This is a genomic window from Anaerobiospirillum sp. NML120449 (genome assembly GCF_023051105.1).
Classification (GTDB): Bacteria; Pseudomonadota; Gammaproteobacteria; order Enterobacterales; family Succinivibrionaceae; genus Anaerobiospirillum.
The window spans coordinates 64,053-75,779 of sequence record NZ_JALKIL010000023.1; the positions used below are offsets into that span (position 1 = coordinate 64,053).

General features: G+C 49.6%; 6 protein-coding genes. 4 read left to right on the forward strand and 2 right to left on the reverse strand.

Translation table 11 applies throughout. The features are described 5' to 3' along the window. Window positions 1–518 precede the first annotated feature (518 nt). Window positions 519–1,817, reverse strand: a complete 1,299-nt coding sequence (locus tag MXE41_RS07845) for a dicarboxylate/amino acid:cation symporter (RefSeq protein WP_246977101.1) — start codon at window positions 1,815–1,817, stop codon at window positions 519–521. A 1,738-nt stretch (window positions 1,818–3,555) separates the two neighbouring features. Next, window positions 3,556–3,957, reverse strand: coding sequence for a helix-turn-helix domain-containing protein (locus MXE41_RS07850; protein ID WP_246977100.1), 402 nt, complete (start codon window positions 3,955–3,957; stop codon window positions 3,556–3,558). A 1,466-nt stretch (window positions 3,958–5,423) separates the two neighbouring features. Between MXE41_RS07850 and MXE41_RS07855 the strand changes: the two genes are divergently transcribed. The 4 genes from MXE41_RS07855 (at window position 5,424) to MXE41_RS07870 (ending at window position 10,107) form a co-directional block, all read left to right on the forward strand. Next, window positions 5,424–6,587 carry an iron-containing alcohol dehydrogenase gene (locus MXE41_RS07855; protein WP_247100100.1) on the forward strand — a complete coding sequence of 388 codons (1,164 nt, stop codon included), beginning with the start codon at window positions 5,424–5,426 and terminating at the stop codon, window positions 6,585–6,587. Between the two features lie 536 nt (window positions 6,588–7,123). Further along, window positions 7,124–7,978 carry a hypothetical protein gene (locus tag MXE41_RS07860; protein ID WP_247100101.1) on the forward strand — a complete coding sequence of 285 codons (855 nt, stop codon included), beginning with the start codon at window positions 7,124–7,126 and terminating at the stop codon, window positions 7,976–7,978. Window positions 7,979–8,493: 515 nt separating this feature from the next. Next, window positions 8,494–9,474 carry a YwqG family protein gene (locus MXE41_RS07865; RefSeq protein WP_247100102.1) on the forward strand — a complete coding sequence of 327 codons (981 nt, stop codon included), beginning with the start codon at window positions 8,494–8,496 and terminating at the stop codon, window positions 9,472–9,474. Between the two features lie 15 nt (window positions 9,475–9,489). After that, window positions 9,490–10,107: a hypothetical protein gene (locus MXE41_RS07870; RefSeq protein WP_246977096.1), complete on the forward strand. Its 618-nt coding sequence runs from the start codon at window positions 9,490–9,492 to the stop codon at window positions 10,105–10,107. Window positions 10,108–11,727 lie beyond the last annotated feature (1,620 nt).

The following is an 11,727-nucleotide window of genomic DNA, read 5'->3' on the forward strand; positions in this document are numbered from 1 at the left end:
CCTGCAGTGCTGCATTGGCGGCACTGCTGCATGCGCCTGCAGTGCTGCGTTGGCGGCACCGCTGCACTCGCCTGCAGGGCAGCATTTGGCGGCACCGCTGCATGCTCCTGCAGCGCCGCTGGCGGCGGTATGTACTCCGCACCAGCGCCTCGCGTTGTCCATAAGGCCGTCCGGATGCCAGCTGCAATGTGCCTGCAACAGATGTTTTGCCGTACAGGCCGGGCCTGATTATAGCCTAAAAGCTCATTTAACATGGCACAGAGCACATCAACATGAGTCCTGTAGGCTATGCGCATCGGGTCTGCTCGAAAGGCGGCTGCAGTACAGGCCTGGCCCGCCTGGTCAGGCCAGTGTGGCCAGTGTGGCCAGAGGCCGGAGCCGCAGCATAGCGGTGGTTGGGGCGTCTGTTGCTCTCCGGTAAAAAACAGAGCGCCTGATACCGTGTGGCATCAGGCGCTTATGTTGTCAGGACCGCTGCTCAGGGCAGGGCCGGATGTGACGCATCAAGCTTGCGTCGATCAGGCAGCTACGTGGTTCTTGCCTTCGTTTTCAAGCTCGCCCTCGAGGTCCTTGTTTACAATATTGGCTACGGTAGCATCAGACCAGACGTTGATGGCGGTTTCGATCATGTCGATAACAGCATAAACAGGCAGAATGATTCCCATGAGCAGTACAGGGACATTCATGGAGCTTAACAGTGAGATGGTCAGGAAGTAGCAGCCCATTGGTACACCGGCGTTGCCTACGGCAGCGATGGTGGCAATGAATATCCAGGCAACTACGGTACCGGTGGTAATCTCAATACCGGCATTCTGCATCAGATACAGGGAGGTGATGAGAATGAAGCCGGCGCAGCCATTCATGTTAATGGTGGTGCAGATAGGCAGAACGAAACGGGAAACCTTAGGGTTAACTCCGCAGTTGTTCTCAGCTGAAGCCATGGTAACTGGCAGGGTGCCGGCAGAGGACTTGGAGAAGAAGGCCACTGCAATGGCTGGCAGCATGCCACGGGCAACACGAATCGGGTTGAGACCACGCAGAATCAGGAACAGAGGCAGGATGACAAACATCTGCAGCAGGTTGGCACCTACAACTACACCAAAGTAGGAGGCTACTGATCCAAGGGCAACACCGTTTTCATACTCGCTGATCAGCTGAGCGGTGAAACCCATGATGCCAATTGGCAGAATGGCAATGATCCACTTGATGATCATGAAGAGCACATCCTGCATGCCCATAATGGCGTTGAGCAGAGAGTCACGGCGCTCATTTTTAGGCATTAAGGCCAGAGCAATACCCACAGCAGCAGAAATGAGCAGTACGGACAGTACATTTCCTGATACAAATGGCTGCAGGATATTGTTTGGAATGACATTGAGGATATGGTCAAGGTAAGAAGAGCTCTGAATCTTGCCTATGTCGGCGGTGCCGGCAATTTCAGCAGGAACATTGGCTGGAGCAATAACCTTGAACAGAATGGCACCCACCATGGCAGCTACAATGGTAGTGGCCAGAGTGTAGAAGATAGTCTTTTTGAAGATTCTGCCGGAGCTGGAGTCCATACCAAGTTTGGCCAGAGTGGTAATCAGAGCCAGGGAAATGATTGGGACTGCAATAAAGGAGAACAGACGGGTAAAGGCTGTGGCAATAAAGCTCATGACATCATTGATGCCAGAGTTGTTCATCAGGCCAAAGATCACACCCAGGACCAGACAGATGCCATAGAAAACGCTCTGAATCAGGCGGCGCTTCTTCTCTTCAGGGGTAATGGCATTACGTGCGGCCTCTAAGGGCGAAGTAGTAGATGTTTTTGTCATGAATCAAATTTCACGATCTTTACTGGAAGGTCATGCCCTTATCGCGAACAATATCACTCAGTGTTTAAATGCTTTACAAAGCAGTTTATTGCATTGTTTTGCATTACATTAAACTGCTCTTGCAGCCAGCAATGCAGGAGCATCATGGCGCTGCACTGCATGGGACTGCATGTCGTTTCACTGCGTTGCATAGCACTGCGTTGCATGGCACTGTTGTGCCTTGCCTGACCTTGCTGTGCAGCTGAGCTGTCAGCGCCAGAGGCGGCTGGGCCGTGGCGGCGGGGACAGCAGATGCGCAGCTGTCCTGATACAGTTTTGCTGCTGCAGGAACTCAGGGACAGTACCTGTTATGGCTGGTGATATTGAGTTCGCTTAGGAGCCCGTGACCTTATCAGCAGGGAAATCGTCTCCATTGTATTGAAAGCTAACTGGCCTGAGGTAACTTCAGGTATCGATGGAAATGACGAAAAAGGTCATTCTCTCATGGATACAGTTACGTCTGGCCACAGACTGCACCGGACGGCCACTATGAAACTGATAATGGCAAACGACAGCAGCTGTGCAGTGATACGCCTGCGCATCAGTCTGCACTGCAGTCCTCCCTGCGCACCATATGCCATGCTGCGGGGCGGTCTTACTGACCGGCTCTGCCCGTACAATGACACTGATACACACATTAAGGCTCCGGCACAATCAGTCCAGCTGCCGGTACTGCCAACAGTACAAGCTGTCAGCAATGCCGGGCTGGAGGCTGTCCAGGTTTAAAGACCTGGCTGTTGTGCACGGGACTAAACCTGCGCTGCGGCCTTACTGTTACCCCCGGAGGGGCAAGCAAGTGACACAGCCTCGGTTCAGGCTCTCCATGTCTGGCGGGGCTTTTAATGCGGGGTGCAAAAAAGTAGAGCTAATATAGCTCAAATAAAAATGAGATCCACCTCAAATTTCCTCGATATGTAAAATTTTTCATATTTTTGGTGCATATTGGGTCAGATAAAGTCACAAAACCCCTGTTAAGGGCAACAGTGCGCCATTATGGCACGCTCAACATAGGGGTAGCCGCACAGTCGTACGCCTCTGCAAGCGGCAGCCGTACGTCAGTTGCAGTGTTTTTATGAATGTCTGTGCACTGTGCACTATGTGCTTTTTGCGATCTTATGGGCAAAAGTGACATGAAGCGTAAAGCAATGACCGATACTGGATGATGGGTGTAGCAAATAGCAGGGCACAACTTTCATGGCATACAGGTCATAACGTCCATACAGATCAGGCAGCCTGTACCTGACCCTTGCCTTGCCTTGCAGGTACGCCTCGCTGCTGTGGATAGCAGTGAGCCGGGATGCAAGGGACGGCTGGGACAGGGAATGCTTTAAAGATCAGAAAAATTTGTGCAGTGGGGCAGATAACAATGGCGGTACATCAGTGAGGTGCAGGCTGGGGTTCCGCTCTGGGAAATGAGGTGATATTTCCTGATGGACAGTTAATTATTCACTGTCCTGGTCTTGCCTGAGGTGAAAAGGCGGGCGACTGACAGTGAAAGGGCAGGCGTAGAACTGCCCTGTCAGTCAGGGACTGGCAAGTCCCGGGAGGTAAGCGGGCAGGCGTAGAACTGCCCGGTCAGATGGATACAGACAAGTCCCATGGGGGAACGTGGCAGGTCTGGCCGCACGTTCAGGTTGGGATGCTGTAGTGCTGTGATATGAGCGGGCAGGCGTAGAACTGCCCGTCAAGTGTTTTTATTCTAGATGCCTTGTTTGGCTGCAACACCTTCATCGGCCAGGGTCCTGCGCAGCTTGTAAGATGGTCCCAGCTTGCGGGTCAGATGACGGGCAAGGCTGCGGTAGGTCATGGAAAAGCCTTCAGGAAGACCAAACTGCTGCGGGTTACCCATGACCAGTTCATGGAGCATGGTGACATTGCAGCCCAGTCTTATGTAGGTTTCCAGCAGAGGGCGTTGATCGATTTCCGATATTGGGGACCTGCGGCCACGTCGTACTGTTGGATCGCGTGGTTTAGGGTCAGGGTTTTTCAATTTGCGGTAGACAGTGCGGGTAGAGATACCAAGGGTCTGAGCGATCCTGGTCTGGGTCATACCCTCGCTGTGCATCTTAATAATTCGCTTTACAGTTTCTTGATCCAGCATTTTAGTTAAGTTACCTGATTATTACTGGCTTTAACAGTGATGTATTGATTTTAATAGATAATAATGCGCCGTAATGTTTGTAATGGTTACTGCCCGGAATGTAAGCAGTCCTCTCACATACAGACTGATTACAGCCATAAAGGGGGCTCTTAAACATCTCAAAGACTGCATCGGACTGCGCTGGGGCAGTCTGAGCAGCCGTGAGTAATACTCCATCTCGAGCCACAAGCCACCACAGCAGGGGACCGAGCATTTCCTTAACTTTCAGCAATATGACAGATCACGGCCCTCAAATTACAGTAAGCCTCTGCTGTAAGGCGCTCAGTATGCAGCGTACCTGTCATGCAGGGCCGGGCCGGGAAAATGGCATAGGGGGAAACAGCCAGACAGTCATTATGATTACCGGCGCTTTCAATTAGTATCTTAAGTTCAGAAGGGCGGGTGTTCTACCGGTTCTTATGGCCGGTCGCGCCTCCTGATATATTCAAGTATATTCCATGAACATCCAGTTTTGCGCATTTTGATAGTCATCACAGGATAAGATGATGTGAGTTACATGAATAAAAGCCGCGTAAAAAAAGCATTTTTCACATCAGATTTTAATTTTTATCTTGTCGGACAGGCTGATAACTACGGGGCGCATGACCACTCTACCATACAAGTGATCACTATGAAATCCATGTTACCTGGTTTATGTGAACCATGGTCACAAATTACACCGATAGGCAAGGGGCTGGCAGGTTGAAACGTATCAATCTCAACTCGGAAATATTACGATTGATACCTCGACCCCACGCCCTGTCTGATAGCTGAAATAAGTATAAAATCAGGCTTTGAGCGTGAACTTAATGAGTATAAAAGCCAATACAGTCATCCTGTTAAAATATAACAGTATGGAAAGTGCCTTGAAGTTATATGTCATGGTAGACATAAGGATGTTATGGGCAGCTTATGAGCTGTATAAGGCTGTTGCGAGGAGCTGTACCATGGCTGCTGTAACGAGTTGTACCATGGCTTCTGCTAAGAGCTCTACCATGGCAGCTGCGAAGAGCTGTACCATGGCTGCTGTAACGAGCTGTATGAAGGCTGCTTTTGATTGCATAAGTATTGCCTGGAGGCAGGGTCAGGCAGTCGCTCATATCGCTTGACATCGTTCTAATGTGCGCTATTCTATTGCCGACAGTCACGGAACCTGTTGTATTTTCATGCATTGAAATGTATAAATCAGATGGCGGTCATGTTTACTTATTACGATTGGCTGTGCTTTTCAGGTCAGTCTGACTGAAATGTGCTTTGAGTTAGTGTTCAGGGCAAAAGCTTTCCTGATGCATGGTATTTTGCATCTGAGTACCTCAAGGCATCCCAGTGCAGGGCGCAGCTGCAGCATAATGAAAGCTGCAATGCTTTGGAAACAAGTTAAAGAGCCTGTTGTTCAGGCCTGGTCATAAAGGACATTGGAGATTTAGATGGAAAACTTTACTTTCTATACCCCGACCCGCGTTCACTTTGGCAAGGGCACTATTGAGCAGCTTCACAAAGAAACTGTTGCAGTGGGCAAAAAGGTATTGCTCGTTTATGGTGGCAACTCCATCAAGCGCTCCGGTCTGTACGATACTGTTAAGCAAAAGCTCTCTGATTGCCAGATTTTTGATCTGCCTGGTGTAGAGCCTAATCCTCGCGTTACTTCAGTTCGTGAGGGTGCCCGTCTGTGCAAGGAGCACAATATCGACCTGGTGCTGGCTGTAGGCGGTGGCTCTGTGCTTGACTGTGCCAAGGCTATCTGTGCTGCGGCATGTTATGACGGCGATGCCTGGGAGCAGGTACTGGACTGGAGCAAGGTGACAAAGGCACTGCCTCTGGGCACTGTGCTAACTCTGTCTGCAACCGGCTCAGAGTTTGACGCGGGTGCAGTAATCTCAAATCTGGAGACCAACGAAAAGCTGGCCATTATCTCTGATCTGCTCAATCCGCGTTTCTCCATTCTTGACCCTCAGTACACCTTCACCGTGCCTGCAAACCAGACTGCTGCTGGTGCCGCTGATATCATGTCTCATATCTACGAGCAGTATTTCTGCGCCGTTACCAACCCTGTATCTGATGGTCTTTGTGAGACCATTTTAAAGACCATTATCGAGTGCGCCCCTCTGCTGATTAAGGAGCCAGAGAATTACGATGCCCGTGCCAATATGATGTGGGCATCTTCACTTGCCTGCAACGGCATTTGCAGTCTGGGCAACGGCATTCGTCCTTGGCCATGTCATGCCATGGAGCACGAGCTCTCTGCCATTTATGACATTACTCATGGCGTAGGTCTGGCTATCCTGACTCCTCATCTGCTGCGCTATGCCTTAAATGAGACAACTGTTGAGCGTTACTGCCACTATGGCAAGGCCGTTTTTGGCATGGCTGAGCAGGATGACCGCATGGCCATGGCCAATGAAGCCATCAATCGCACCGAGCAGTTCTTTACCTCTCTGGGTATTCCAAACAACCTTACTGCCCTTGGTATTGATGACAGTCGCATTGATGAGATGGCAGAGCATTGCGTCAAGTTCAACCCAGGTCTGGACAAGTTTATCCGTCCACTGCTCCTTGAGGACGTAAAGCAGATTTATCGCAACGCCCTGTAATCACAAGGCCTGCAGGCCAGGCCTGTAAGCCATGGCACTGATGAGCCATGGCTGGCAGGGCAGTTAGGGCTGGCCGGTCAGGTCGATCATGCAGGCACAGCCCGACTTATGCCCGGGCTAAATGAAGAAGGCTGCAGAAGTGTTTTCTGCAGCCTTTTTCCGTCTAAGGGCAGGTGAGGTCTGACTGACTGCCTGCCTGCATATTCAGGCTCATGCTGGCGGCTGGTACTCCCAAGGGCTGACAGGACCAGCAATGAAGCATAATTTATTGTCTGGCCGGTGCATTTTGCTGCATACCATAAGTATGTGCCTGCCTTGTCCAGGGCATTAAATGTGAGCCATGTTGCGCTTTGAGTATTACCATGGACTGTATTTACTGTTCATGGGTTAAGGCTGTGACTGATGTGGTATGTTGCCTGTATGGATTAACATTAACCATGATGTTTGATGTCTGACCTCACATGCCTGAGCCGCAGCTGGTGCTGCCTATAGCTGATATGGGGCAACTGACGGCGCTGAAAGTGGAGAAAGTGATTATGGGTGTTGATATTTATGCCGGAACCCTTACCCGCTACTATTCTCGTAACTGGACCAGGGTTAAGCCTCATAAACTCAATCATGCTGCAGCCTCTGATGCTGCGGCCCCTGTATCTGAGGAAGAACAGGAAAAGAAAAACAGGGTATCAGAAGAAATTCTGGATGCCATTATCCGCTGGCAGGGAGAGCTCAAAGGCTCTCTGAGCTCCTCATACGATGGTAATTTTGAGCGCTGGTATGAGGATTATGAGCGCGACTTTTTCAGCTCATGGCTGTACTGGGATGAAATCAGTGCTCTGGTGATCACTGCTGCCTGCAAGGCCACAGGACGTGAAGTTCCGCAAAAGATTCCTGTGGGCATTAATTACATGGCTCATGAAGCTGTTGTAGACTGCAATGAGCGTTACTCGCAGATGTGGAGTCTGATGAGCGGTGTAACAGTATGGCTGCCTTTTGCAAGCAAGGCTGTATTTAAGGCACAGATGCCTGATGACCATATGGCCACACTGAGCACTGTTGAGGCCCTTTACAGTGAGCTTGAGCGAATCAATGATCTCATCTGGAAGGCAGATGAAACAGAGGTTGAGCAGTGGGCCAGTAAAAGTCCTGAGCTGCCTGACTGCGTTATCAATGAAAGCCATCCTGGTCACTGTCAGAGCAGCACAGACTCAGGTGATAATGAGGTTACTGCAGCTGAGGATGCTGCCCGGAGCAGTGAGCAGGACTCCAGTGAGGAATGCGCAGCTCCTGAGCTGTGCAACACAGATGAGCTGGCAAGACATGCTTTTGCTGTGCTCTGGCAGGCAGCAAAGTTTGCCCGTGATAACTCCATGCCTTTACGCTTCCACTTTTAAGTGCAGAGACGGATATGCCTGAGCCACTCAGCGCTGAACCCAGTGCGCCGATATGACCTGCGCCTTTACCACTATCAGAGCTGTGTGGTCGAACCATGCTCAGGCTGTGCTGCCCTAAACTGCATTGCAGCACATAGTGGCTTAATGCTGTATGTCATGGGCGGGCGCTGTAAGACAGATCTCATCTGCAAGCTGCAAATTCACTATTAACAGGCTGGTGTGCAATATATGCCACCAGCCTTGTCATGTCTGCAGCATGGTGTAACATGCAGATACGCAGGTCTTTGAGTTGCTTGTTATGACACGGCTTGATGCTGGCAGGGGCCATGAGCAGGCCTCAATGCCTTTTCAGGCACTGTCAGCTGCCCGTGAGCCGGCATCAATGTCCTTTCAGGCACTGTCAGCTGCCTCTTGTTAAACTCCAGTACAGACGAAAAGCTTTCTTAACCGAACAAGGAAAGGAGACAGACGCATGCACACCCTGATTAGTGGCGGTGTGTCAGCGTTAAAGTATTATGACCCTCGAGCAAATTCTGGCCAAACTGGCCCGCAATGCCATCAAAATCAGTATGGAGCCAATGGCTCAGGAATCTGATGCCGATAAGGCTTCAGCTCACTCTGACATCAGAGCTGAACATGAGAGCTGTGCAGATAGTATCCCTGCTGTGCTAAGTCGCTTTGGTGGACGCCCTGATGTTCCATCTGATTTTGTCTGGCCGGTATATGCACCTGAGTGGATGCCTGAGGGACGTCCTCTTGCCTTTTTGCTTCAGATTAACTGTGCAGAGCTAAAGGAGCTTGATGATCAGAGTCTGCTCCCGGACCATGGTCTGCTCAGCTTTTTCTATGATCTTGAAGAGCTGCAGCTGGGCGACAGTAAGGATGACTTTGGCTGCGGTCAGGTACTGTGGTTTGAGGAAACAGATAATCTAAGTCCAGCCAGCTATCCTGAAAAGCTGCCAGAGGACAGTCATTTTCCTGAGGCTCTGTTAAAGTTCAGCTCACGCAAGACTCTGCCATCATGGGAGGAGATGTGTGAAATAACTGGCATTACCCTGGAAGATGATCATTATATGGAGTGCTGTGATCGCGTTCTGGGCAGTGAAAGGCCGTTTATCCTCAATGCCACTGAGATTCTGGGCTGGCCTGATGTGCTGCAGGCGCCACTGTTTTCTCAGTGCGACAGGCTTATGCCGCCTCTTGCTGACAATAAGGCTCAGCTTGAGCAGTCCGGTAAGGAAGCGCAGCCAGGCGCTCAGGATGGCGCTCAGCATGGCGATCATCCGGATTCTGACGCGGCTGCACCATCATCATCTGATATTAAGGATATTCCGGCATCGCTGCGCTGGCAGCAGCTGCTGCAGCTTGACGGGGTATCGCTGCCAGATTTCAACCTTGGTTTTGGTGACGATGGCATGCTCAATTTCTGCATCAGTACCGATGATCTGAAAGAGCGGCGCTTTGAGCGCACCTGGGTTATCTACCAGAGCTGCTGATACAGGGAGAGCGCGATGGGAAAGGAAAAGACTGAAGCCGTGGACATGCCTTTCATGAGCTTTGGTGCTTACAACGCTTTTAAAGACGGCCTGGAGGTGCGCTGCCCTGTATGCTCTGGTCATGGCATTCTCAAAGCTACTAAGACCGAAGCCTCCTTTATCTGTGAGAGCTGCTCTCACAATGAGAAGGTCAGTCTGATGTGTGTACGCTGTGATGTCCATAATGTCTGCGAGCAATGCGGGCGCTATTACCGTGTTGATGTGGTAGACCCAAGGCAGAAGCATTTCAACATGCTCAAGGTGGCATGTCCGCACTGCCGTCACATGATGACCGGGCGTGTGCATCGTACTGTGCTGTCAGAGTACAGCTATCTGCCTGAAATCAGAGCTGGTCGCGACCCCTGGCTTGGTCTTGAGTTGTGGTTTCTTACCTGGTTTAAGGGCAAGCCAGTATGGGCGGTTAACCGGGAGCACCTCAACTGGCTGATTGACTTTATTGCTGCTGATCTGCGACGTCCCAAAAACAAATACCCGCTGCGAGAGCAGTCAGATCTCCTGCCTACCTTTATGAAAACAGCCAGGAACCGCGACCACATAGTCAAAATCCTCAAACGCATGCAGGGCTACAGCTAAGCCTCTGAAATCATCATCCTGACCCGGGCTCATAGATCCCGACGACAATCTCTCAATGCACCATCAATTCTTATAAATCTGCAGCCGCATCCGCTGCTGCATCCGCTGCCGCAGGCTCAGCCGCAGCTCAACGCACAAGAGCAAGCCCTGCCCGGCGCAATGCCGGGCAATAGCCCGCCCCATCAGATAAAGTCCAACGCCGGCCCACCATCCAGCTTTCCCTCTCAACCATACGGCAATGTAAACTCAAGTGCCTCAACAGCTGCACGCCTGTTTCATATCTGAACAAGCAGCCGTCACATGGTCATACATTAACCGTAACCGTAATCTGACGCTTTGACGTGCAGGCCTCATCTCATTGCAAGGGCTTACTCTGCCTTTTGTCCATCAAAACCAACCAGCAAGCCATCCATCCATCCATCCATCCATCCAACCAACCATCCATCCCAGCATGCCCCTGTGAAAGCACGAACCAGACATATGCTGGCTCATAGTACTTGGGATTGCCTGTTCTTACTGAAAAGTTAGCTGAGTACATGTTGCGATCTTCGGATTTCCTATAATGATTTCATATTAATTTTCATGGATGTGTTTGCCTGTTTTGATGCAGTTTTCATGGTATGGGGTACAGGGGCTCTGACCCGTACAGGGAACTCAAAGGTAAGTCGTACCATAAAGGCGATAAATAAAGGCTTTGTTAAGCTCAAAGAGGCTACAGCGTACTTTCCGGATGAACTCTAATTCTGAGGAAAAGAGCAGGTTCGTCCAAAAGATTATATGTGTTAATATAAATATGTCAAAGTAAAGAAAGGCTTAAATATCTGATTTGTTTCGTATTTTAAATTAATTTACATCAATGTATTTAAACTTTTTGGCTCATACGGCCTGGAGAATTGCCGCATGTTAGCTCTGTGCAGATTACGGGATGGCTACAAGGCGAGTAAGAATGGCTAAAAGGGCATAAATATCGAAATTATTGCTTGAGAAGAGATTGTTTGGATTAAAAATGGCAATTATCAGTTACTAAAGGCTAACTCTATGATGCAGACGCCATGCTCACCAAAAAGATGCCGTAAATCTGAATTTATATGTATTTTGTAGACTAATGAGCTAATTAGTAGTATGTAAATTATAGTGAAGTAATAAAGCATATAATCAAACTGCCTTAAACATGAGAATCTGTATCATGAAAAATTATCGCAAAAAATTTCTATAACAAAATGCTTGTAATCGAGTACAGATTTTGTATAATAGCTCCTGCCACATACACAAAACAAAGTTGCAGGCCCCCATCACAGTTAGGTTCAAATGTTTGCACGACATGAGACCTAAACGGGGGCCTGATTCATTTCTGGCTCCCGCAAAATTCTCCTACCCTCTACCCTCTACCCTCTACCCTCTACCCTCTACCCTCTACCCTCTACCCTCTACCCTCTACCCTCTACCCTCTATCCTCTACCCTCTACCCTTTGCCCTTTTGCTTCCTCCCTACCTTACTTCCACACTCCCACTCTGCCTCTATTATTTCCATTATCTTAATTTTTTACTCTCCATTCTATTTTAAGTATTTAAATTTTTGATTTTCCTTTTGTGTACGAAATATTTTTTACGTATATTGGT